Annotated in this window: 24 protein-coding genes and 1 pseudogene; 1 reads left to right on the forward strand and 24 read right to left on the reverse strand. The window is 60.1% G+C overall.

Features of this window, described 5'->3' with window-relative positions; all coding sequences use genetic code 11:
• Positions 1-3 precede the first annotated feature (3 nt).
• The 15 genes from WHT83_RS24585 to WHT83_RS24655 form a co-directional block, all read right to left on the reverse strand.
• A complete protein-coding gene (locus tag WHT83_RS24585; RefSeq protein WP_268738225.1) occupies positions 4-960 on the reverse strand; it encodes a LysR family transcriptional regulator in 957 nt (318 codons plus the stop codon).
• 124 nt (positions 961-1,084) lie between these two features.
• Positions 1,085-1,762 (reverse strand): DUF1028 domain-containing protein, encoded by a 678-nt coding sequence (locus tag WHT83_RS24590; protein ID WP_341878559.1) that lies wholly within the window; start codon positions 1,760-1,762, stop codon positions 1,085-1,087.
• 15 nt (positions 1,763-1,777) lie between these two features.
• The gene (locus WHT83_RS24595) at positions 1,778-2,197 is read right to left on the reverse strand and encodes a RidA family protein (protein ID WP_055973758.1); all 420 of its coding nucleotides are present in this window, start codon (positions 2,195-2,197) and stop codon (positions 1,778-1,780) included.
• Positions 2,198-2,277: 80 nt separating this feature from the next.
• On the reverse strand, positions 2,278-3,750 hold the full coding sequence (locus WHT83_RS24600; protein ID WP_108610120.1) for a 4-hydroxyphenylacetate 3-hydroxylase family protein: 1,473 nt from the start codon (positions 3,748-3,750) through the stop codon (positions 2,278-2,280).
• 44 nt (positions 3,751-3,794) lie between these two features.
• Entirely contained in the window at positions 3,795-4,358 is a 564-nt protein-coding gene (locus WHT83_RS24605) for a flavin reductase family protein (RefSeq protein ID WP_159091741.1), read from the reverse strand.
• A gap of 130 nt (positions 4,359-4,488) precedes the next feature.
• Positions 4,489-4,938 (reverse strand): type II 3-dehydroquinate dehydratase, encoded by a 450-nt coding sequence (locus WHT83_RS24610; protein ID WP_183263837.1) that lies wholly within the window; start codon positions 4,936-4,938, stop codon positions 4,489-4,491.
• Positions 4,939-4,951: 13 nt separating this feature from the next.
• Positions 4,952-5,599 (reverse strand): glutathione S-transferase, encoded by a 648-nt coding sequence (locus tag WHT83_RS24615; protein ID WP_268738227.1) that lies wholly within the window; start codon positions 5,597-5,599, stop codon positions 4,952-4,954.
• Between the two features lie 102 nt (positions 5,600-5,701).
• Entirely contained in the window at positions 5,702-6,124 is a 423-nt protein-coding gene (locus WHT83_RS24620; RefSeq protein WP_108610116.1) for a heme-binding protein, read from the reverse strand.
• A 145-nt stretch (positions 6,125-6,269) separates the two neighbouring features.
• On the reverse strand, positions 6,270-7,244 hold the full coding sequence (locus WHT83_RS24625) for a hypothetical protein (RefSeq protein ID WP_341878560.1): 975 nt from the start codon (positions 7,242-7,244) through the stop codon (positions 6,270-6,272).
• Positions 7,245-7,331: 87 nt separating this feature from the next.
• Positions 7,332-7,907, reverse strand: a complete 576-nt coding sequence (locus tag WHT83_RS24630) for a HutD family protein (protein WP_341878561.1) — start codon at positions 7,905-7,907, stop codon at positions 7,332-7,334.
• 70 nt (positions 7,908-7,977) lie between these two features.
• Positions 7,978-9,084, reverse strand: a complete 1,107-nt coding sequence (locus WHT83_RS24635) for an ABC transporter ATP-binding protein (RefSeq protein ID WP_108610365.1) — start codon at positions 9,082-9,084, stop codon at positions 7,978-7,980.
• A 35-nt stretch (positions 9,085-9,119) separates the two neighbouring features.
• On the reverse strand, positions 9,120-9,929 hold the full coding sequence (locus tag WHT83_RS24640; RefSeq protein ID WP_341878562.1) for an ABC transporter permease: 810 nt from the start codon (positions 9,927-9,929) through the stop codon (positions 9,120-9,122).
• Positions 9,926-10,864, reverse strand: coding sequence for an ABC transporter permease (locus WHT83_RS24645; protein WP_406874075.1), 939 nt, complete (start codon positions 10,862-10,864; stop codon positions 9,926-9,928). The genes WHT83_RS24640 and WHT83_RS24645 overlap by 4 nt, the downstream gene beginning before the upstream one ends.
• Positions 10,828-11,853: an ABC transporter substrate-binding protein gene (locus tag WHT83_RS24650; RefSeq protein ID WP_108610111.1), complete on the reverse strand. Its 1,026-nt coding sequence runs from the start codon at positions 11,851-11,853 to the stop codon at positions 10,828-10,830. Before WHT83_RS24650 ends, WHT83_RS24645 begins: the two co-directional genes overlap by 37 nt.
• Positions 11,854-11,959: 106 nt before the next feature.
• A complete protein-coding gene (locus WHT83_RS24655) occupies positions 11,960-12,895 on the reverse strand; it encodes a glyoxylate/hydroxypyruvate reductase A (RefSeq protein ID WP_183263842.1) in 936 nt (311 codons plus the stop codon).
• A gap of 298 nt (positions 12,896-13,193) precedes the next feature.
• On the opposite strand from WHT83_RS24655, the gene WHT83_RS24660 reads away from it, so the two are divergent.
• Complete coding sequence (locus WHT83_RS24660; RefSeq protein WP_341878563.1) at positions 13,194-13,613, forward strand: hypothetical protein; 420 nt, start codon at positions 13,194-13,196, stop codon at positions 13,611-13,613.
• 4 nt (positions 13,614-13,617) lie between these two features.
• On the opposite strand, the gene WHT83_RS24665 is transcribed toward WHT83_RS24660, so the two are convergent.
• From WHT83_RS24665 to WHT83_RS24705, 9 genes and pseudogenes are all read right to left on the reverse strand, one after another.
• Positions 13,618-13,872: a hypothetical protein gene (locus tag WHT83_RS24665; protein WP_406874076.1), complete on the reverse strand. Its 255-nt coding sequence runs from the start codon at positions 13,870-13,872 to the stop codon at positions 13,618-13,620.
• Between the two features lie 284 nt (positions 13,873-14,156).
• Positions 14,157-15,155 (reverse strand): asparaginase, encoded by a 999-nt coding sequence (locus WHT83_RS24670; protein WP_341878564.1) that lies wholly within the window; start codon positions 15,153-15,155, stop codon positions 14,157-14,159.
• Positions 15,156-15,164: 9 nt separating this feature from the next.
• Positions 15,165-15,920, reverse strand: coding sequence for an amino acid ABC transporter ATP-binding protein (locus WHT83_RS24675; protein WP_341878565.1), 756 nt, complete (start codon positions 15,918-15,920; stop codon positions 15,165-15,167).
• Positions 15,904-17,354 (reverse strand): annotated as a pseudogene (locus tag WHT83_RS24680) (aspartate ammonia-lyase). The gene WHT83_RS24675 and the pseudogene WHT83_RS24680 overlap by 17 nt, the downstream one beginning before the upstream one ends.
• An 8-nt stretch (positions 17,355-17,362) precedes the next feature.
• A complete protein-coding gene (locus WHT83_RS24685; protein WP_108610106.1) occupies positions 17,363-18,376 on the reverse strand; it encodes an agmatinase in 1,014 nt (337 codons plus the stop codon).
• A gap of 13 nt (positions 18,377-18,389) precedes the next feature.
• Positions 18,390-19,214: an amino acid ABC transporter ATP-binding protein gene (locus tag WHT83_RS24690; RefSeq protein ID WP_341878566.1), complete on the reverse strand. Its 825-nt coding sequence runs from the start codon at positions 19,212-19,214 to the stop codon at positions 18,390-18,392.
• On the reverse strand, positions 19,211-19,933 hold the full coding sequence (locus WHT83_RS24695; protein ID WP_341878567.1) for an amino acid ABC transporter permease: 723 nt from the start codon (positions 19,931-19,933) through the stop codon (positions 19,211-19,213). The genes WHT83_RS24690 and WHT83_RS24695 overlap by 4 nt, the downstream gene beginning before the upstream one ends.
• 4 nt (positions 19,934-19,937) lie before the next feature.
• Positions 19,938-20,597 (reverse strand): amino acid ABC transporter permease, encoded by a 660-nt coding sequence (locus WHT83_RS24700; protein WP_183263848.1) that lies wholly within the window; start codon positions 20,595-20,597, stop codon positions 19,938-19,940.
• Positions 20,598-20,773: 176 nt separating this feature from the next.
• A complete protein-coding gene (locus WHT83_RS24705) occupies positions 20,774-21,616 on the reverse strand; it encodes a transporter substrate-binding domain-containing protein (protein WP_108610364.1) in 843 nt (280 codons plus the stop codon).
• Positions 21,617-21,862: the final 246 nt, after the last annotated feature.

The following is a 21,862-nucleotide window of genomic DNA, read 5'->3' on the forward strand; positions in this document are numbered from 1 at the left end:
GCCTCAGCGCATCGGCGCCATCCCCGGCAGATTGACCGTGGTCATGAGCTCGCGGCAATGCTCTTCGAATCTCTCGGTGGCTCGCGTCTTGCGCAAGCCCTTGAGCGTGGCAATGCCGAGCACCATCGGGGGATGGTCTCCCGCCAGTGGTACGTAAGCGAGCTGCTTTCCGTTGACGGCTGCCATGTTCATGGGACGCGCCGTCATGAGCGAATAGCCAAAGCCGCATGCCACGAAACTGCGAACCGTTTCAGGAGAGACCGATCGCGCGGTTATGTTCGGGGTAATGCCATGCGTCACGAACAGATTGAGGAAGTATTCCTTGCTCAGCGGCATGTCCAACAGGATGAAAGGCTTCTCCGCCAGCACGGACAGCTCGATCGATTTTTCGTTGGCAAGCGGATCATCGGCCGGCAGCAGAATGTAGGTGGGCAATTCGGCCAGGGGCTCGAAGGCGATGTCGTCGGTCAAATGGATCGCATAGGTCAGCGCCAGGTTGATCTCGGCACGTCGCAGCTTGGCGATCAGCGCTGCCTCATCGTCTTCGCTGACTTGCAGCTTCACGGCGGGGTATTGCGCAAGAAACCCCTTGCACAACTCGGGAATGAGCATCGGCGCCAGGGTACGGAACGAGCCGACCTGCAGCGGGCCAGAAACCGATTTGGCCACTTCGTCGGCAATGCCGTGAAGGTCCTCCGCCTGCTGCAGAAGCGCCTTGGCCGCGTGCAACAGACGTTGACCGGCCGGCGTCAGGGACAATCCCTGCGCATGATGGCGGACGAAGAGCTGGAGACCGAACTCGGCCTCCAGCTGCGAAATCGCAGCCGAGATCGAAGGCTGTGAGACATTGATGCGTTCCGACGCAAGGGTAACCCCGCCCACCTCGCCCGCAGCCACGAAGTAGGCGAGTTGCCGCAACGTAAATCGCATTGAAAAGGTACGCAAATCGAGATCGTTCACGAGGCCCTGAGCTAGGTTAGTATTCAAGCTAGGTATTCCTCGCGGCGTCGGTCGGACGATTGCGTAAGGAACCATCGCGGACGATGGCGGCTGCGAATTTTGCTGTCAAGGCGTCTTCGGCACCTTACAGATCTCCCGGAACTCCATAAGACGGCGCGACCGACGGGTTGATCCCGCGCGACACGTAAGCGTCAAGTTGCGGCTCCCACAGCTCCCACAACCTGGAGAGCTCACCGATGGGATCGGTTTCATGCCAATCCACGCGCAGGTCGGCAACTGGCCAGGCAACCTCACGCACCAGCAGCATGCCAACCGAATGGACCGGGCCTTCTTCACCCCCGGCCGCCAGTGCTGCCCGCATGGCCTTGATCAGGCGGCTGCCGAGCGACCCGCCCTCGGCCATCAGGAACGCTTCGACCATTTTTTCGGGCACCGCCGCGTTCGACAGCAGATTGCCGGCGGCCACGACGTTGGGCTCGATCACGGTCCGATGCGTGCCGAGCGTGTTGCGCCCGGAAAAAGCAGCACCGCCGCCATTGCCATCGACCAGCGCAAGCTGGCGATACTCAAGGTGACTGGCTTGCGATTTGATGCGCTCCATCGCGTCGGCGGCACTTAGTCCGGATTCCATCAAATCGAGACCAAGTGGCCCGAGTGTGGGGTCGGTGATGTTCTGGGTCGCCACCACACCGACGCCTGCCCGAGCATGGGCGCAGCGCGCGGCGACGCACGGGCTGGACGACGAAACCGCAATGCCGAACATTCCGGTCTTTGCGCAGCGCGCCGAAATCGAGAAGGTCAACTGTTCAACCTCCGGTCAGGCGGCGTCGGGGATGACTGCGGTCACCTCGATTTCAACGACCCATTCGGGCCGGGCGAGCGCCGGGACGACGATGCCGGTGGAGCAAGGGAAAACGCCCTTCAGCCACTTGCCCATTTCCTGGTAGACCGCTTCGCGATAGCGGATGTCGGTGACATAGACGACGATGCGGCAGATGTGCGCCATCTCGCTGCCCGCTTCCTCAAGCAGCATCTTGATGTTCTGCATCGTCTTGGCTGTTTGCGCGCCTGGATCGCCGACATGCAGGCATTCACGGGTGTCGAGGTCCTGGGAAACCTGGCCACGAAGAAAGACCGTGGTGCCGCGGGCGACGACGCCCTGCGAAAGATCGTTGTCGAGCTTCTGTTCTGGATAAGTGACGCGGGTATTGAACGGGCGCAGGCGCTGGTGGATCATGATTGAGGTTCTTTCACAATATCGGGGGACGCCTGCGCCAACCGGGGGGACCGGCTGGCGCGAAGCGAGTTGAAACGGTGCTACTTCGCCGCCGCCGCAAAGCTCTGCGGACCGTAGACGCGGTCCGACAATCCGGCCGCTTCCTTGGTGAAGCGCAGTGGCTCCTTCCAGTCGAAGTTATTGTAGACAGCCGCCAGGTGCGCGAAGGGTGGGGCCTGCGCGAAGAGCTGGAAGGTCAGGCGATGACCGGCATAGTCGGAATTCAGCAAATCGCGTGCGAAGGCGAGAAGCTTGCGCCGATCCTCGGCATACCAGTTGTCGTTTAACGTGTAGAACTTCTCGAGCCATTGGCCGGCTTCAGGATCGCGGAAGCTGGCGTAGTCCGGCGTGATGCAGATCTGACCGCCGCAAAGCTCGCGGGCGATGTGCATCATGTGGTGGAGTTGCGAGCAGGCGAGCACGCGGCCAGCCATCAGCAACGACTGGTTCGGCATAAGCAACCCTGCAGGGCTACGCTCGGCAGTGGCAATTGCCGCCGTCAGGTGTGCATTGATACCCTCGCGGTAGCAGGCCAGCGTGGCGAGCTTTTCCTGAACCGCCTGCTGCTTTTCAAGGCCGGTCTGGCGCACGTTCCACAACGCCGCACCGATCATCAGGTCGGCAAGCTTCTGGTTGCGCTGGACAAAAGCGAACGCCGAATAGCGATGCAATGTCGAGCGGATGAACTGCGCCGCTTTCGTGTACTGGTAGAACAGCACATTTTCCCACGGGATCAGCACGTTGTCGTAGATGACCAGCGTATCGACCTCGTCGACGCGGTTGGACAGAGGATAGTCCTCGGCCGGCGCGCGTCCGGCAAAGCCGGTGCGGGCAATGAAGCGAAGATTCGGCGAGGAGAAGTCGCAAACGAAGCCGACCGCATAGTCCGACAGCTTTTCGTCGCCCCAGTTCGCAATCGTCGGCTTGGTGAATGCCTGGTTGGCATAGGCTGCGGCCGTCTCGTATTTCGCGCCGCGGACAATGATGCCGGCGTCCGTCTCCTTGACCACATGCAGAAGCATGTCGGGGTCCTGATCCTGCGGGCGCTTCGAGCGGTCGCCCTTGGGATCGGTATTGGCCGAGACGTGGAACGGATCGTTCCTCAGAACCGTGTTGATATGGCGCTCGATGTTGACCGCAAAGCGCGGATCCACATCGTTGAGCATTTCGCGGCCGTCGAACAGCGACCACATTTCACCGACGGTCTCGTCGCCGACACGGGTGACAATTCCCCGTGCCTCATCAAGGACGGTATCGGTGGAGCGGCGCTTGTCGTGCCAATCCTGCTGCGTGTACGGCAGCTTCAGGCCGACCGCGAAACGCTCGCCGCCTTCTTCGTAGGACATGACCGAGCTGTGCTTCGGGTCATGCGCCATATCGTAGATGCGAGCCCGGATATCGACGATAGGCTTGAACATGGGGTGCGACGTGACGTCTTTGACACGCTCACCATTGATCCAAACCCGCCGGCCATCCCGGATCGAATCCCGATATTGATTACCGGTTCTGATCATTGATACGCCTTTCTCTTGGGTACTTTCTTGCTTCCGGCCGACCGCTAGCTGTTCAGCGGCAAGGTGGACGGATGGCAATATGCGCGCCGGCAATGCGCCAGGGGGGCGCTTTCGGTGGCGGTTACATCCACCACACGGCCGACAAAAATCGTATGGGTTCCAACGTCGTGGCCGCTATCGACAACGCAGTCGAAGGTGCTTGCGGCATCCGGAAGGCGCGCCGATCCGGTGACGGTCGGCTGCCATTCGGCGCAGCGGAAATCGAATGCCTCGCCTTCGCGCGGATGCCCGGCAAAGACGTCGGAAATGTCACCCTGGTGAACCGCCAGGAGATTGACGCAGAATACGCCGTTTTCCTTGATGGCCGCGCATGCCGGACTGCGACGGTTGACGCAGACAAGCAGCATTGGCGGGTCAGCCGACACTGACGCCATCGCACTGACGGTGACGCCAAATGTGCCGGCAGGACCGTCCGTGGTGATGACATTGACGCCGGTTACAGCGCCGCTCATTGCGCCAACGAATGCCCCGCGATCGACCGTCGGAAACTCCTGGCCGACAGCCTTGAACTCACGACTTGTACTAAGCGATGCTTGGAGGGTCGACATTTTGGGTGTCTCTCGAAGTTTTCATTGCCTTGTTCGATGGGTAAATATTGGCGCAGAAGACATCTTTTTGAAAATAGAGCTTAAATATCTCTTGGTTCGGTATTCCTGATGCAGCCATCCTTGGCTGGCGTCAGTGACCGCGCAATTTCTGCACGATCGCTTCAATGGCGATTTCGTAGCCGGCCGGGCCGAGTCCGATCAGGCACCCGGTGACGGCCTGGGAAATGAAGGAGTGATGACGGATCGCCTCCCGCTTGAAGACATTGCTGACATGGACCTGGAAGCTCGGGCCTCCGAAGCTCGCCATGGCGTCCATGAGTCCGATGGAGGTGTAAGACAGGCTGCCACCGTTGATGACGATGCCATCGGCCTTGCCGCGCGCCTCGTGAATCCAGTCGATGAGCATGCTTTCGGAACTGGACTGGTTGAAGCGGACCGTGGCCCCGAGCAGCTCGGCCTTGTGGCGGCAGCGCGCCTCGATATCGGCGAGGGTCAGTCGGCCATAGGGGCCTTCGGGGTCGAGACCATACAGGTTCGTATTGGGTCCATTGAGGACCTCGATATGCAAAATGTCGGACATCACGCGCTCACAGTCATGCTTTGATCTTGGTGTGATCGACCGCCGCCAGGCGGTCATAGGGCTTGGTCGCGACCATCGAAGCACGCGCATCAAAGTCGGCGAACCATCGCTCCGCCACCGGGCGTTGCGCCCGCCAATTCAGCTCGGGAAACCGGAAGTCGAGATAACCGAGAGCGCAGCCGAAGCTGATCGCGCCTATCGTCACCTCGCCGCCGATGTCCGGCAGCAGAGCCTCGATCTTGTCCAATGCGGCTTCGACCTTGCGCAGCTGTGCGGCGCGCCATTGAGGCGAACGCGCGCCCTCAGGCCGCATCAGCATTTCGTAGCGGGCCAGCAGCGCCGCATCGAGCAGCCCGTCCCCCAGCGCCTGCTGCATGAGCGCTGCCCAACGGCGCGGACCCCGCGGCTCGAAAATCGTGGTGTCCCCGGCCAGTTCTGCCAGGTATTCGCAGATGACCCGGCTGTCGAACAAACACATGCCATCATCGGTCAGCAGGGCTGGAATCTTGCCGAGCGGATTGAACGCGAGAAGGTCCCGGTCTCCCTCGAGCGGCGTGGTGCCGCTCGGTATCAATTCAATCCTGCTGACCAGCCCGACTTCATGGGCCACCGTCATGACCTTGCGGACATAGGGAGAAGTCGGAGCGTAAAAGAGTTTCAAGACGCGAACCCGCCATTGCAAGTGTTCTGATTTGGACGACAGCTGTCGACTTGATCGGATCAAGTCGCCAATGCCGATCGGGACGATCGGGCGAGCCGGCGGCTAGGGCTTCTGGTCTTCGGCGCCCACGCCACTGAGTGCGGCACGCGCCACCTCGACGTCCTGGGCGCCTGTCCCGGAACCGACACCGACCGCGCCAACGCAGTGCCCGTCGATGAATATGGGCAAACCGCCCTCTAGATTGGTAAGGCGACCGCCGCCCGCGATGGCGAGCTTGATTTCGTAGTTCGGATCGAGGCGTGACGTCGGCTGGCGATGCGAGGCGGCGGTGATCGCCTTGGACATCGAGGTTTCACGCGACAAGAGTTTTGCCCCGTCCATCCGCACGAACGCCAGCAAATTGCCGCCGTCGTCGACGATCGTGATGTTTTGGGGAACGTTGAGCGACTCAGCCTTGGCAACTGCACTGGCGAGGGCCTTGAGCGCCCCGGCGTGCGTCAGCTTCAATGCAGGCTTGGTTGTCATGTCTACCTCCAAGGATGAGGCCGGCCATGACGATCTCGCTGGCAAGCCATATTCCTTGCTAGGTATCCACCCAAGGTCTTGGATCTGTAAAATAGTATAGCTCGTGCCTATGGATCACATTTTGCGATCTTTCGGCGAGACGGAACTAACCGGCGCGCCGACGGATGAAATCGACGAACAATATGGCCTGCGGTCCAGGCTCTATGGCACGCCAACACTCCAGCGCCAGGGTTGCCACCCCCGAAGCATCGATGGTGATGCAGCCGTGTGACAGCGGTCCAGATGCATTTGGCAGCCGTACCGTAACATCATATGCGCCGCAGGCGGGTTTGAGCACGCTGCCGTGCCAAGCCACGATCTTCTCTCCCGATCGCAACACCGCAGCCGGCTCTACTCCCAGCTCGACGCTCCACGCATGGCCGAGCAATGAGTTGGCTGCCTCGATGTCACCCGACATGAGCAGATTGCGCACGCGCGTCGAGGAACAGGTGGCGTCGTCCCAGTGAACGTCCTCGACCACCGTCACCGCGAACCCGCGCTGTTGTCCAAGGCGCCGCAACAGATCCACGTCGCCGCGTCGCTGCCGCCCGAAACGAAAATTGTGGCCGACAACCAACCGCGAGACCTTGAACCCGCCGACCAGGATTTCATCGATGAAATCCTCCGGCTCCTGTCCGGCGAAGGCGTGGTCAAAACGCGGGCTGTACAGGAAGTCGACGCCGAGCCGACCGAAAGTTTCCGCTTTGGTGGCGGGCGTGCCGAGACGGAACGCCTTGGCTTGCGGCGCAAAAAGCTGGCGCGGGTGCGGTTCGACCGACATGACGCCGATCGGGCTGTTAACGACGAGCGCGGCCGCCTGGGCCGCCGCCATCAGCGCCTGGTGGCCGCGATGGAAGCCATCGAAACTTCCAAGCATCATGACGCTTGCCTGCAAGTCGGCCGGCAGCGTCGCTGCGTCAGTCACCAGCTGCAACGGGCTACCGCATGGCCCAACAAAGGGGACGCCCATGCCCTGATGCAGATCTCGCGGTGCAATGGATTGGTGGCGCTGGCCAAGATCGCCAATGCGGCCGCGATACGGCGAGAAGAGTGTATTTCGGGTATCGACCATCGTGTTCATGATCGAAAAAATAGCTCAACTTCATGCCTCGGGAAAATATGAAAGTGCAAGCAACAGGATCAGCAATTCTGATCCACCAGCCGGTGGCTAGGCACGCGTCTCCGGTTCGAAAGCAGCAACCAGGCACACGCTGTCCCGGCCTGGAGCAATATCGACCCGGGCAACGTCCCGCACGATCAGCGTTTCGCCTGCATCGATGCGGCCTGGGGATGCGATGCATTCGCCGCGCACGGCATGCACGACAAGCAGCCCACCTGGAGGAACGGACATGCTGCCTCCGTCGGAATTGCCGACCACGGCGACCCGTGCAGACCAGCGTCCGCGGCGCGTCATGACGTTCATGACCTGTGATGCGCCGCCTGGCAGCTGCGAACAAGGCGCCGATGCACTGTCGAAGCGATAGGGCGACAAGTGCCCTAGCGCGACCTCCTCCCCGTCATCGAAGCGAAGGACCAGGGGATTTTCGCCAAGGCGCGTGATCGTCCGGTCGATGCCCGGAAACGGAGAGAACTGAGATTCGTCGACGATCGGCGCCCGGCTGATGCGAATATCGAAGTTCTCATGCGTTGCGCCTTGCGGCAGCAGGAGAACGTCTTCGGTGACGCCCCGGCCATTTTTCCAGGGCGTCGTTCGATAGTCCTGCTCGGTCAAGAATTCCAACATCAGGATTGCCCTTCCTGCCAGCCAGGGCCTCGGCGCCGGCCGGCAATACGTCTGCACCGGCGCCCGAGGTTCAGCTCGACTTGTCGGCCAAGAGAATGACCTGCGACAAGTCGAAGGCGATCTGCGTCGGCATTCCCACGGGAACCCTGCCGACAACGTCGCCGCCAGGGAGCCGCATCTCGATCGGACCGAGGCCGTCAACGCGCAGGCGCGTGATCGTGTGCGAACCCTGATAGATGTGGGTCAGCACTTCGCCCGTGACGACGTTGCAGCCGGCGTCGGCGGACGTCGCTATCCGGATGTGCTCAGGTCGCACGAACGCCTGCACCATCTCTCCCTGGCCGAACTGCCATTCCGCACGCCGTGGCGCGGTCATGCGGATATTTCCGATTGCCAGCGAGATCTCGCGGTCGGATGCCTGATAGATTGCCGCCGGCAAGGCGTTGATTTCACCGATGAAGGAGGCAACGAAACCGTTGGCCGGATTGCGGTAGAGATCGATCGGCTCCGCCACCTGCTGAATTTGACCGCGGTTCATCACCACGATGCGATCGGAAAGGCTGAGCGCCTCGCCCTGGTCGTGTGTCACGAAGATCGTTGTCAGGCCGGTATTACGATGCATTTCGATCAACTCGACCTGCATCTGGGCACGCAGGCTCTTGTCGAGCGCCGACAAGGGTTCGTCGAGCAGCAGAACCTTGGGCTGGATGGCGATAGCGCGGGCCAGGGCGACACGCTGCTGCTGGCCTCCCGACAGTTGCGAGATGCGCCGGCCTTCCATGCCCGACAGCTTCATCATCTCGATGGTCTGCATGACCTTGTGCGTAACTTCGCTCTTGGAGAATTTCCGCTGGCGCAGGCCGAAGGCCACGTTGTCGAAGACGTTCATGTGCGGAAACAGCGCATAGCTCTGGAAAACCATGCCGGTGTCGCGCAGATGAACGGGAACATCGGTGACGTCGACGCCACCGATGTGGATCGCTCCGGCGCTGGGGTCGATGAAGCCCGCCACCATGTTCAACAAGGTGGTCTTGCCGCACCCGCTGGGCCCGAGCAGGGTGACGAATTCCCCGGTACGGATCGGCAGCGATACGTTGTTGACTGCGTGGAACGAGCCGAACGTCTTGCTTACGGCCTTGATCTCGACCGAGTGTTCGAGAGCTGTGATGGCGGTCATTTTTTGATGCATCATGGTGCTAAACCTCTAGCGCTTCAGCCGTTGTCGATTCCAAGGATCTGACGGAGGCCGAGGAAATGATTGGCAATGATCATGATCGCTGTCGTCGAAAGGATCAGCAGCGCCGATATCGCCGAAATGGTGGGGTCCGCATATTCCCGGATGTAATTGTACATCGCGACCGGCAGCGTTTGGGTGCGGCTTGCGGTGACATAGAGCGAAGCCGTGAACTCGGTCAGCGACAAGATCGATGCGATGAGCCAGCCGCCTATCATGCCGGGCAAAATCAAGGGAACCGTGATCTTGAACATCACCCTGGTGGGCGTGGCGCCCAGATTGGCTGCTGCGCGGGCGTAGTTCGGATCGACATTGCTCAGCGAGACGAAAACTGCGCGAGTCACGAATGGTGTCACAAGCAGCAGATGGGCCATGACGATGACAGCAAAGCCCTGCGTCAGGTTGAGATGGCTGCCGAGCAGAAGGAAGCCAAATCCAGTGGTGAAATGCGGCACGATCAGCGGCGACCACAGCGCGGCTTCAAGAAGACCGCGACCACGGAAATTATAGTGGAAGATCAGATAGGCGAAGCTTGATCCAAGCAGCATGGCGAGTGTCGAAGACACCCCCATGACGATCAGGCTGTTTTTGAACGCCACCTGAAAGTCCGGATATGTCAGCGCCTTTTCATACCAGCGCAGCGAAAAGCCGTTTGGCGGAAACGCCATGACTTCCGTGGGGTTGAACGAAGTTGCCACGACGACCACGGCAGGCAGCGTCATATAGACCAGGATCGCCACCACGGCCGTCCAGAACAGAGTGCTTCGCATGTTCGTACCCTTGCTCATGACGTCGCCATGTTCTGCTCGAGGCGGGCCGTGAGGAGTTTCATCAATGCCAGGCTTCCAAGTGCGGCAACCAGCGCGACAAGGCTAAGCACCGCCGCGAAGGGCAGGTTGAATGACGAGAAGCCCTGGAGATAGACTACATTTGAAATCATCAGCACCTTGCCTCCGCCGATCAGCTGAGGTGTCGAGAAGGCGCTCATCGTCCAGGCGAAGACCACGACGAAGCCGGAGAGAATGCCCGGCAGGGTAAGTGGAATGGTCACCCACCAGAAAACCGTGTTCGGTGTGGCGCCAAGATTGGCGGCCGCCTTTTCACAGTCGCGGTTGATCTGGCTGATCGCGGTCGCCAGCAGGATGATCATGACCGGCATTGCAAATTGCACCAGGGCGATGACGACGCCCACCCGCGTGTACATGATCGGCACGGACCGATCGATGATGCCCAACGACTTCAGCGCCGTGTTGACGACACCGTCCGAGCCGAGCACGAGCATCCAGGAATAGGTGCGCACGATTTCGCCGGTGAATAGCGGCGTGATCGCCAGGACCACAAGTACCGAGCGCACCCAGTTCCGCTCGGCGCGTACCAATGCAAACGAAATCGGATAGCTCAGCAGCAGTGCGAAGAACGCCGTCGCAAAGCTTAGGATGAAGGTGTCGAGCAAGACCCAATAGTAGATTGGCCGATTGATGCGGGTGAAGTTTTCCAGCGTGAAGCCACCGACATTCAGCGATCCGGGAACGAATTCGAGGAAGCTGTACTTCAGGACATTGAACATCGCTGCGGCGAAAATCACCGCGACGAGTACCGCTGGCACGAGAAACTGAACGAAAAAGGGGCGCTGTCTGGTCATGGCCGTTGGGCAGCGCATAAGGCGCTGCCCATCCTCTCGACTGGTTACTGCATCATGTTTTCGGTGAACCAGATCTTCCACTGCGGAAGAAGCTTGGCGTAGGTCGCATCGTCAAGCACGATCGCCTGGGTCTTCCACTGCTCGTCGGTCGTGAAGATCCCTGGCAGTTTCGCAAGCTCTTCCGAAATCTTGGCCTTGCGGTTCATCGGCGAACATTTGTGGAATTCGCAGATCTCCTGCTGAACGATGGGGTCCAGCGCGACGTTGATGAACTCGTGCGCGGCATCGAGCTTCTTGGTTCCCGTGTTGATGCCCAGGGCGCCGATGCCAACCACGGCACCTTCCTTCGGGATGGCAATCTCGATCGGCAAGCCCTGCTCGATCAAATGGTAGCCATTGATCGACAGCAGGACCTGCACAGGCGTTTCACCGGTGCGGATGAGATCCTGGCTGGTCGCGTCCGACTGATAGAAGGCCTTGATGTTGGGCTTCAGCGCAGTCAGCTTGTCGGTGATGCTTTCCCAATCCGCCGGGCTTTTGCCTTCCATGACCGAAGCGGCGATGACGACATGGCTGGGATCGAAATCCGGGAGACCCAGGCTGCTCTTCATGGATTCGTCCCACAGAACTTTCCATGAATCGATCTTGAAGCCTTCAGGCATGAGATCGGTGCGGAAGGCCGGCGAATAGACGTAGGAGTAAACGCCCATCTCGTAGCCGCCGCGATCGCCTGCAGGGTAGAGGTCGGCGGCATTCGGAACCTTGCTCATGTCAAGCTTCTCGAAAAGGCCATCCGATTGATAGAGGGCCCCCACATGCGATGTCGTGTAGGTCACGTCGGACTCGGGATTTCCCTTGGCGACCTTGGCCTTGGCCAGACGGTCGAGCGTGCCACCGGTGATGAATTCGACTTCCATCCCTGTACGCTTGGTGAATTCCTTGGCGATAATGGCCGTTCCGTCCTTCCAGTTTCCGCCCCAGGTGCTGACGATCAGCTTCTCCTGTGCGCCCGACTGCGTCGCGAACGATGCCAGCGCCATGGCGCCGATGCCAATCCAATAATTCTTCATTTGCATGCTCCTCACTTTTTCATTGTTGTTTATTGACACCAACGTTGCCAAGCATCGCGTTCCCCAGCGATGCGAGACAGCGCAAACCTCAGGGATTTCCCTGAACCTAGTAGCCCCTTTGCGGATCGACTTGATGAAGGGGCGCTTCACCGCGGCGCACGCGCCTTATGCTCTCGGCTACATCGCGAACCGCCAGAGCGGGCACGGTAATGCTGGCCAGATGTGGCGTTATGAAAACGTTGTCCAAGGCCCAGTATGGATGGCTCGGTGGCAACGGCTCGGCGCCGAACACGTCAAGCGTTGCTTCGCCGATCGCTCCCGATCTAAGTGCCGCCACCAGGGCTGCTTCATCGACCACAGCACTACGCGAAACGTTGATGAACTTGGCGCCAGCGGGCATCAGCGCCAGTTCACGCGCGCCAAGGAGGGCATGCGTGTCGTTTGTCGCCGGAAGCATCGATACAAAGATCTCGCATTCTCCGAGCAGGGCATCGAGCGAGCTACGTCCGGCGTGACATGCGACCCCGGGAATGGTCTTCAATGAGCGCGACCATCCACGGACGTCATAGCCCATATCGGCAAGCGATTTGGCCGCATGGGCACCGAGCTCGCCGAGACCGAGGACGCAGACCTTGATTTCGGACAAGGCGCGCGGGTGGACATAGTGCCACTCCCCTCGCCGCTTGGCGCGCTCGAAGATATGCATGTCACGGGCGTAGCGGGTCACTGCAAAGATGACATAGCTCGTCATGAGCGACACCATCCCGGGATCCGAAAGGCGGGTAATAGGAACAGGCACGAGATCGTCGCGGTTCAACAGCGCGTCCACCCCAGCGCCAAGGTTGGTCAAAAGCTTGAGATTGCGGAACCTCTGGAAGAAGCCTTTCGGAGGCAGCCAGCACAAGGCGTAACTGACTTCCGCAGGATCGCCACCGTCTTCGTCAACGCGAAAATCCAGATCCGGCAATTCGCTGGCGAGAGCATCCCGCCATGCCGCGGGATCATCCACGGGACTGTAGAAGACAAGAGCATCACGCTTCATGCTAAACCCTTCTGCCGAGACTGATCGCGGCCTGTCACCGCCGCCGATTGGTCTTTTGTCCAGGCCCCTCGAGACCTGATCCTCGAACCAAGATATGGAAGTTCGCTGGTTAACGATGTGACGCCGGGGGACCATTGAAAAGAACTTTTAGTCGTTCCTCTGCATTGGATATTCCGATCCTATCGCAGGCCAGCCTAGCGGCTCGCATCTTGCCCTGAGCGCACTGTCGAAGGCTCACTGCAGCGAAAAACTGCAATGCCAGTTGCTCGAATGTATGCGCTGCAATTTGGACGGCTAAATGCCCCCGGGCGAATTCTTGCGGCAAAGCCTCGGGCCGGAACTCGCTCAAGCCAATCAAGATATGATCTGCTTGCCAATGTGGAAGCGGGCACGAGACTTGGTCTGGCGTCCTACGCCGTTTCACCGGCGTTGGATATTCGACGCCCCTTCATCATCAACTATGGGCCATCGCACCAGCGTTATTGGTTTTATTATTAAAGTAGTACCGCACTATTTCAAACCAACCTTGATTTCCGACAACAAGACTCTGATGCGCCGAAATACATCGTCAATCATACCCCACCCGAACCGCATCTCGCTGCGATTTGATGGACCCTGTTGGCAAGCACGCTTGCCGGCGGACGCCAAAATCTCGTCATCACCGGATTTCATGGAAATCATGGCCATCCTCCAAGTTATGTGCTGGTCACAAGTGTAAGAATCTAGAACCCGAGGTAATTTGGCGTAACTGAATCAAATCTATCTGGTTCGACATCATATAATTTTCGCCTAGACACATTTCCTATTACGCTGTGTGCATAATCAAATTGATACCTCATTCCGAACACTCGAACTATAAAACCAGATATTCCATGCTTAGGTAAATTTGCAACTTTACTGACATAGGCATTCTCTATCTCATCAGCTGTTGCATTCATTTTTACGCCTAGCACTTCGTATAGAGCTGATTTTGCCATTTCTGGAGACTCCAACGCATTCGGTGAGGCTGATTGACGTTGAGGCTGAACCTCCTGCATAAAATTACAAAACACCTTTTCCGAACCAGTAACTCAAGAATTCTGATGCAGTCCCGATTGCGAGATTGTTCAACGGGCGACGCCTGATCATTGAAGATCTCGCTGAGTTGCGAGCCGGGTGCCTGCCGGTTGTCGCAAAACACCGAGAAGCGCCCGTCAGCAGTTGAGCCTCTCGCCGAATAGCTTCGGGGTGCGCAAAGGTCGCTGCACCCTTTAAGGTCAGGCTACCTGCCAAATTGCGCGAACAGGGCAGCGATCTCTTGTTCAGCCATGTTAGCGAGCGCCAGGCACAGCAGAATTCGTGCCTTCGGGCCCTTGAGGCGTCCGGCAAAAATCGCCCCCGCCTCCTCGAGGTCCCGTCCGCCGCCGTCGCCGTAAAGTGGAAGCACCCGGCCTTGGGGACAACGCGAGGTAACGATGGTGACAAGGCCCTTTTGCGTGGCCCGCCTTACTGCAGCAACCACCTCAGGCGTCGCGTTGCCGCGACCGAAGGTTTCAAGCACGATTCCGCGGGCACCAGAGGCTACCGCGGCTTCATACAGGCGCTCGTCTGCCCCCATTGCAAGGGTGATCAAGTCGACGCGCGTCTCGAGGTGTTGTGCCTTGATGGCCGGATACCCCGAAAGCCGCCTGGTGATCAGAACCGCGCCATGATCGACCTCGCCCAGTAGCCCCAGGCCACTTGAATCGTATGCCGCCAGACGCGAGGTATGAACCTTGGTGGCGTCGATGGCGGACAGCACCTTGCCGGCGAATACAACCAGCGTGCCGAGATTGGCGGCATCGGCGGACGCAGCAACGGCAATGGCATCGGCGAGGTTGCGCGGCCCATCCGCGTCGGGCTGGTCTGCTCCTCGTTGAGCACCGGTGAAGACGACCGGCTTGGACGATGAAATGACGAGATTTGCCAGGAAGGCACTCTCTTCGAGCGTATCGGTGCCGTGGGTGACGACACAGCCGCAGATCGTGTCATCCTTGAGCAACTCGTCGATGTAGCAGGCAAGTCGAAATGAAGTTTCGAGGTCGGTACGGTTGCTGCCGAGATTGCTGAATTCCTCAAGGAGGACATCCACGGCAGGCGCAAGCGGGCCGAGCGTCGACAGCAATTCCGCGCCGGTCGCAACACTCATCAAGGCTTTCGCAACAGGATCATAACGCGAGGCAATGGTGCCGCCGGTCGAAACGACGAGAACCTTTTTCGTACCGGCCTCTTCCGTGTTCATAGCCGCTGCCTAGTGCAGGATCTGACTGAGGAAGAGCCGCGTCCGGTCATGCTTCGGTGCATCGAAGAACGCCGAAGGTTCCGCGCTTTCGACGATCTGGCCACGATCCATGAAGATGACGCGATCGGCCACCCGGCGCGCAAAACCCATTTCGTGGGTGACGCAGATCATGGTCATGCCTTCTTCGGCCAAACCCACCATCGTGTCGAGAACCTCCGTCACCATTTCCGGGTCGAGCGCGGATGTCGGCTCATCGAAGAGCATGATCTTCGGGTTCATGCAAAGCGATCGCGCAATCGCGGCGCGCTGCTGCTGCCCGCCGGAAATCTGCGAGGGGTACTTATGCGCGTGATCCGAAATCCTGACGCGCGACAGGTAGCGCATGGCGGTTTCGTTGGCGGCCTTTCGGCTCATGCCTCGCACCGACATCGGCGCAAGGGTGCAGTTTTCCAGGATGGTCAAATGCGGAAACAGGTTGAAGTGTTGGAACACCATGCCGACCTCCCGGCGCACCTCGTCCACCGACCGTGTGTCGTCGGTAAGGGCGATGCCGTCGACAGTCACCTGGCCGCTTTGAAACTGCTCGAGGCGGTTGAGGCAGCGGATCAATGTCGATTTTCCGGACCCAGAGGGCCCGCAGATGACCACGCGCTCGCCCTTGGCCACATCGAAATCGATGTCCTTGAGTACCTGGAATTGTCCATACCATTTGCTGACGGAACGCATGACGACAGCAGCATCGGATGTCTTAGCCGGCATGGGCATCGATCGGCTCCTTGCTTGGGGTTCTCTGCGGAATTGCCATTTCCAACGGGTCGAGCAGGACCTGCAGCGCCTGCTCATCCAAACCCAGCGACACCGCGACCTCCATGACGGTCCGTCCCGATGCGAGCGCTTGCTTGGCGATATCTGCGGCCTTGGTGTAGCCGACGACAGGCACGAGTGCGGTGGCCAGCGAGATGCTGCCCTCGGCGCCGGCGCGACAACGTTCGACGTCGGCCTCGATGCCCGCCACGCAACGCTCGGCGAGGTTGGTCATGGCCCGGCCAAGCAGCCGCATCGAGGTCAGGAGATTGTAGACGATCAGCGGCTCGAACGCGTTGAGCTGCAGCTGTCCACCCTCTGCTGCCATGGTGACAGCCAGGTCGTTGCCAATCACCTGATAGCAAACCTGGTTGACGGATTCCGGAATGACCGGATTGACCTTGCCGGGCATGATCGAAGATCCGGGCTGGACCGGAGGCAACCGGATTTCGCCCAGTCCGCTGCGCGGTCCGCTGGACAGCAGCCTGAGGTCGTTGGCGATCTTGGAAAGCTTGACCGCGATCCGCCGAAGGATGCCGGAGAATGTAACAAAGGCGCCGGTGTCCCAGCTCGCCTCCAAAAGGTTGCTGGCGGCTTTCAGCTCAAGGCCAGATATCCTCGACAGTTCGACGATGGCACGCTCGGCATAAGCGTGCGAGGCGTTGATGCGGGTTCCTACGGCGGTGCCGCCCAAATTCACTTCCTGGAAAAACGAGGCGACCTCTTCCAGCCGCGCGGTATCTTCCTGAGCGTTGCGGCGAAAGCTTCGAATTCCTGGCCCAGTGTGATCGGCACCGCATCCTGCAGCTGCGTGCGGCCAATCTTGACCGTGGTCGAGAACTCGCGCCCCTTTGCCTCGAAAGCCGAGATCAGCTTGGCAAGTGCGGTCTGCAAGTCGGAACGCGAGAGCAGCAGCGCCAGCCGAACCGCCGTCGGATAGACGTCGTTGGTTGACTGGGACATGTTCACGTCGTCGTTGGGATGAACCGTCTGGTAATCGCCCTTCTGGCGCCCCAGATGCTCAAGGGCACGATTGGCGATGACCTCGTTGGCATTCATGTTGCTCGACGTGCCCGCCCCGCCCTGGAAGACGTCGACGACGAACGGCTCCATCAGCAGTCCGTCGATGACGTCGTCGCATGCCTTGACGATGGCTCCGAATTTCGGTTCGGGAAGTTGCCCTGCAGCATGGTTGGAAATGGCGGCTGCCTTCTTGACCATGGCGAGAGCGCGGACCAGCGTCGGAAAATGGCTGAGCGCAATGTCGGAAAGCGAGAAGTTCTCGACTGCCCGCAGCGTCTGGATGCCGAAATAGGCCTCCACGGGAACATCCCGCTCGCCCAGTGAATCGCGCTCGCGCCGTGTGCGCGAGCGATTGTCTTCGTGCCCGGTCATGATGGATCTCAGGCCGCTGCGTAAGTCTGATTTCCGGCCTTTGCGGCGCTCGCTTCGAGCTCCGACTTGGTGCCGAAATAGTCCGCCCGCACCGCAGCGCCGATCAGGTTGACGAAGAACCGCCCGGCCGAGATCGCGGTGAGCTGGTTGACGTCCTTGGACGGCGTGATCTCGACGATGTCCATGCCGACGACGCGACCCTTCTTGACCAGGCCGTGAAGGAGCTTGCGGGTCTGGGCGTAGGTCACGCCGGCCAGCGCAGGACCGGCGACGGCCGGCATCACCGAAGGATCGATGCCGTCGGCGTCGATGGTGATGTAATAGCGGCCACCATCGGGGATGCGGTCGAGGATGGCGTCCATGCCGACATCGTGCAGTTCATATGCGGTGATGATGTTGGAGCCGTAGGCCTTGGCAGCCTCGTATTCCTCCGGACGCGCCGTACCCTGGGCGCGGATGCCGATCTGGAAGATGTCCTTGACATGAGACATCTCGGAGGCACGGCGGATCGGGCTCGACAGGCCGTCATGCACGCCGTTGATCTGGTCGCGCCAATCGAGATGCGCGTCGATCTGGATCAGCGTGATCGGACCCTGGTCGTCATAGGCACGCAGGACCGGAATCGGAATGCCGTGGTCGCCACCGATGATCAGGGGCAGAGCGCCGGCGGCCAGGATCTTGCGAACCGCAGCTTCCGCATTGCGGTAGTGAGCGCCGGGGTCCTTGGGGTCGCCGACGACGTCGCCGCAATCCACCGCCTTGATCGCGCGGTCGTCATAGAGCGGACCCCCGACGTCGAAATCGTACCTGTCGAGGTTGCGGACGGCGCGGTCCGTTGCCTGGCGCACGGCGGTCGGCGCCCGCGTCTGGTCGTTGGTCACTTCGTCGATCGTGTAGGCCGAGCCGTAGGGAATGCCCAGGAAGGCGATGTGAGCATCCAGCGTGTCGAGATCGGTATGCACCTTGGAGTAGAGCATGCTCGTGTGGCCATGCTTGGGGGCGGAGGTGAGCTGTGTGGTCATTTCGCTGTCCTTCTTAGTGGATTGGCTGTTCGGCTGCAGGGGACGAACCTTTGCCTGCAGCTGGTTGGTCGGATGTGATCTGCGAGAGGAATTCGCGCAGACGAGGATTGGTGGGGTTGGAAAGCACATCGTTCGACGGACCGGCTTCGGCCACGTAGCCTCGGTCGAGGAAAACGACCCGGTCCGCGACATGGCGCGCAAAGCCGATTTCATGGGTGACGATGACCATCGTCATGCCGGAGTCGGCGAGCTCCCGAAGAAACAACAGGACTTCCTTGACGATTTCAGGATCAAGCGCCGAGGTCGGCTCGTCGAACAGCATCAGCTCCGGGCCCATGGCCAGCGCACGAGCGATCGCGACGCGCTGCTTCTGGCCACCTGAGAGCGAAGAGGGAAACATATGAGCCTTGTCGCGCAGCCCAAATCGTTGCAACAGCGCGAGCGCTTGTTCTTCGGCTTCCGCGCGGGGTCGTTTCTGGACTTTGATGGGGCCCTTGACGATGTTCTCCAGAACGCTGAGATGCGGCCACAAATTGAACTGCTGAAAGACGAAGCCCATCTTCGGACGCATGCGGTCGATCTCGCGATGCGACTGCATCCGCAGCTTTCCGTCCGCCTTCCGCTCGCGGCCGATATAGGAGCCGGCAACTTCAACAAATCCGCTGTCGGGAGCGGTCAGGTGGTTGATGCAGCGCAGTAGCGTGCTCTTTCCGCAACCGCTTGGGCCGATGATGCAGACAACCTCGCCTGCCGCCACGTCGAAGCTGATATCGCGAAGCGCCGTCGCGCCGCCGAAGCTTTTGGCCAGATTGGAAACCTTGAGCAGGGTCATGGTCATGCCGGCCTCCGTGCGCCGATCAACAGATACTTGTCCGCCAGACTGGTCCGCGCCTGATGAGCGCCTTGAGCAGCGCCAAACGCCTTTTCCGCGCGGTGCATGAAATGGGCAAAGATCGCGGTGAAGACCCAGTAGACGGCAGCGGTGGTCAGGAAGACTTCGAACGGCGCGAAGGTTTCGCCCTGGACGACGAGCCCCTGGTAGGTCAGCTCGGCAACGGTAATCGTGCTGAGCACCGAGGTTTCCTTGACCATCGAGATGCTGGTGTTGGTCGAAGGCGGCACCAACAGGCGCACGGTCTGTGGAGCCACGATTTCCCACAGACCCTGGAAGTAGGACATGCCGATCGCCCGAGCCGCCTCCATCTGCCCCTTCGGCACAGCGAGGATCGCGCCGCGGATGATCTCGGCAAAATACGAACTGGCGAAGAAAGCGAGCGCGATCGTGCCGACGATGGCTTCGGGCAGGCGAAGGTTGAAGAACGGCAGCCCGTAGAAGAACAGGTAGAGCACGACGATGAAGGGGATGTTGCGGAACCACTCGACATAGGCGGTGGCGATCCAGCGCAAGGTCCGGCGATGCGACAGCGCCATCAGCGCGATCGGTATGGAGATCAGGAACCCCACTGCGACGGCAGCGACGGCGATGATGATCGTCAGCCATGTGCCGCGCGCGAAAAGCGCCCAGTTGTCGAGAATGACGTTAAAGTCGAAGGCCATGACCTTATCCTCTGCGCGCGGCGAAGCGCGTCTCCAGAATCCTGCCGCTCTGGCTGATGACGAAGTTCACCGCAAACAGGATGATCGCTGCGGCCAGCAGGGTTTCGAGCGGCCTGAAGGAGGCGTTCGCCACCTGCTGCGCGGTTCGCAACACTTCTACGACCGTGATCACCGACAGCAGGGCTGTGCCCTTGACGATGGTGGTGAGTTCGTTGACCAGCGGCGGCATGATGCGGATGTAGAGCTGCGGCAGGATTACCTTGGTCCAGATGACCTTGCCCTTGATGCCGAGGGCGATCGCGGCTTCGACCGGACCGGAATCCATGCCGGACAATCCCCCGCGCATGATCTCGGTGATGAATATCGAGCTGTTGAATGCGATGGCCAGGATGCCTGCCTGGATCGGCGACAGGTCGAGGCCGAGAGCCGGCAGGCCGTAGTAGAACAGGAAGATCTGCACGAGGATCGGTGTTCCCCGTATGAAGCTGATCACGACGCCGATCACTGCGTTGAGCGGCATGATGCCAAGCGTGCGCAGGATCGTAAGTGCCGTGCCGCCGATCAGCGCCAGCACCATGGCGACAAGAGAGATCGCCAGATTGATGCCCATGGCCGGCAGGAGCTGGGGAAAGGCGCCGCCCAGGGCGGCAACGCTGAAGTCCATCGTCGTTTCCTTCGATGTCGGGGGTGGATGGCTCGCCTACAGCGCCGCTCGTCCTGTTGAGCACACAAGGACGCTGTAGGATCTTGAAATTGCGCATGGTCCCGTTCGAAGATCGTTTCCGATTTTCGTGGTCATGCCGGTCCCGGGCCCTTGGCGTCGGGACCGCCAGGGAGGTGTTAGCGAGCGCCCTCTGGCAGGTAGCCCTTCTCGGGCAGATCGTAGGTCATGCCGAGCCACTTCTGCTGCAATTCGGCCAGCTTGCCGCTCTTCTTGAGTTCGAGGATCGCTGCATTGACCGCATCGCGCAGGTCCTGGTCCTCGGGACGTACGACCCATGCATTGTAGCTCGGCACCACCGCAGCCTTGCCGACCAGCTCGAAGATGCCGGGGCGCTCGTTCATCAGGTTCTGCAAGACCGGCAGGCCGGCAAGTGCAGCGTCTGACGTGCCATTTGCGACGGCAAGGAATGAGTCATTGAATGTCGGGAACAGCTTGAGATCGGCAAAGCCTTCCCCGCTGGCCTTCAGGCGCTCATCCAGGGCCTTGGCAACCGGATCGACCGCCGAAGCAAGCTGCGTCGACACAACCTTGCCCTTCAGGTCTTCGACCGTCTTGATGTCGGCATTGCCGACCTTCTTCATGGCGTAGGCGGTGCTGTCGGCAATAGGCAAGGTGTAGGCGTAGCGCTTGGCCCGCTCCGGGTTGATGCCAACCGAGGTGGCCACGAAATCGAACTTGCCGGCAATGAGGCCCGGCAGGATGCCCTGGAAGGGCAGGTCGAGTTGCTCGACCTCTACGCCCCACTGCTTGGCGATCTCATCGAGCAGATCCTTGCCGAAGCCGACGATCTGGCCGTCCTTGACGAATTCGAAGGGCGGATAGGCAGCCTCGGTTCCAACGGTAACCTTCTTTGTCCGCTGGATCTTCTCGAGCGTGGTCTCAGCCCAGCTGGGGGCGGCATAGGAAACTGCGCAGGCCAGGCCAAGCGCTGCAATTCCGAACATGCGTCTGGTAAGCATTTGGTTCATTCCTCCAAAAAAACCGATGGCGTTGGAATATTGGAGACGGGCGTTGGGCGCAAACATAATGAATCTGCCGCATCTCCTGGAATCCGCAACCGTTCCGGCTCGGGCATTGGCCGGACGTTGTCCTGGCGCTCGCAAAGATGCAGAAATGTGCTGTAATTACAGCAATTTACGTCACCATTCGCGAAATATGTCGCAAAATGTTTCGCGTTGGGGCGGAGGTTGACGATTACCGACATT

The sequence above is a fragment of the Aminobacter sp. P9b genome, assembly GCF_045345995.1.
Lineage (GTDB): Bacteria > Pseudomonadota > Alphaproteobacteria > Rhizobiales > Rhizobiaceae > Aminobacter > Aminobacter niigataensis.

Coding starts and splice junctions, on each gene's coding strand:
- WHT83_RS24700 (WP_183263848.1), bottom strand. CDS start 20,597: ATGGACTTCAGCGTTGCCGCCCTGGGCGGCGCCTTTCCCCAGCTCCTG.
- WHT83_RS24630 (WP_341878561.1), bottom strand. CDS start 7,907: ATGTTGGAATTCTTGACCGAGCAGGACTATCGAACGACGCCCTGGAAA.
- WHT83_RS24620 (WP_108610116.1), bottom strand. CDS start 6,124: ATGACAACCAAGCCTGCATTGAAGCTGACGCACGCCGGGGCGCTCAAG.
- WHT83_RS24625 (WP_341878560.1), bottom strand. CDS start 7,244: ATGAACACGATGGTCGATACCCGAAATACACTCTTCTCGCCGTATCGC.
- WHT83_RS24670 (WP_341878564.1), bottom strand. CDS start 15,155: ATGAACACGGAAGAGGCCGGTACGAAAAAGGTTCTCGTCGTTTCGACC.
- WHT83_RS24655 (WP_183263842.1), bottom strand. CDS start 12,895: ATGAAGCGTGATGCTCTTGTCTTCTACAGTCCCGTGGATGATCCCGCG.
- WHT83_RS24595 (WP_055973758.1), bottom strand. CDS start 2,197: ATGATCCACCAGCGCCTGCGCCCGTTCAATACCCGCGTCACTTATCCA.
- WHT83_RS24695 (WP_341878567.1), bottom strand. CDS start 19,933: ATGGCCTTCGACTTTAACGTCATTCTCGACAACTGGGCGCTTTTCGCG.
- WHT83_RS24665 (WP_406874076.1), bottom strand. CDS start 13,872: ATGGCAAAATCAGCTCTATACGAAGTGCTAGGCGTAAAAATGAATGCA.
- WHT83_RS24610 (WP_183263837.1), bottom strand. CDS start 4,938: ATGTCCGACATTTTGCATATCGAGGTCCTCAATGGACCCAATACGAAC.
- WHT83_RS24690 (WP_341878566.1), bottom strand. CDS start 19,214: ATGACCATGACCCTGCTCAAGGTTTCCAATCTGGCCAAAAGCTTCGGC.
- WHT83_RS24660 (WP_341878563.1), top strand. CDS start 13,194: ATGCCCCCGGGCGAATTCTTGCGGCAAAGCCTCGGGCCGGAACTCGCT.
- WHT83_RS24650 (WP_108610111.1), bottom strand. CDS start 11,853: ATGAAGAATTATTGGATTGGCATCGGCGCCATGGCGCTGGCATCGTTC.
- WHT83_RS24705 (WP_108610364.1), bottom strand. CDS start 21,616: ATGCTTACCAGACGCATGTTCGGAATTGCAGCGCTTGGCCTGGCCTGC.
- WHT83_RS24605 (WP_159091741.1), bottom strand. CDS start 4,358: ATGTCGACCCTCCAAGCATCGCTTAGTACAAGTCGTGAGTTCAAGGCT.
- WHT83_RS24640 (WP_341878562.1), bottom strand. CDS start 9,929: ATGAGCAAGGGTACGAACATGCGAAGCACTCTGTTCTGGACGGCCGTG.
- WHT83_RS24635 (WP_108610365.1), bottom strand. CDS start 9,084: ATGACCGCCATCACAGCTCTCGAACACTCGGTCGAGATCAAGGCCGTA.
- WHT83_RS24685 (WP_108610106.1), bottom strand. CDS start 18,376: ATGACCACACAGCTCACCTCCGCCCCCAAGCATGGCCACACGAGCATG.
- WHT83_RS24600 (WP_108610120.1), bottom strand. CDS start 3,750: ATGATCAGAACCGGTAATCAATATCGGGATTCGATCCGGGATGGCCGG.
- WHT83_RS24675 (WP_341878565.1), bottom strand. CDS start 15,920: ATGCCCATGCCGGCTAAGACATCCGATGCTGCTGTCGTCATGCGTTCC.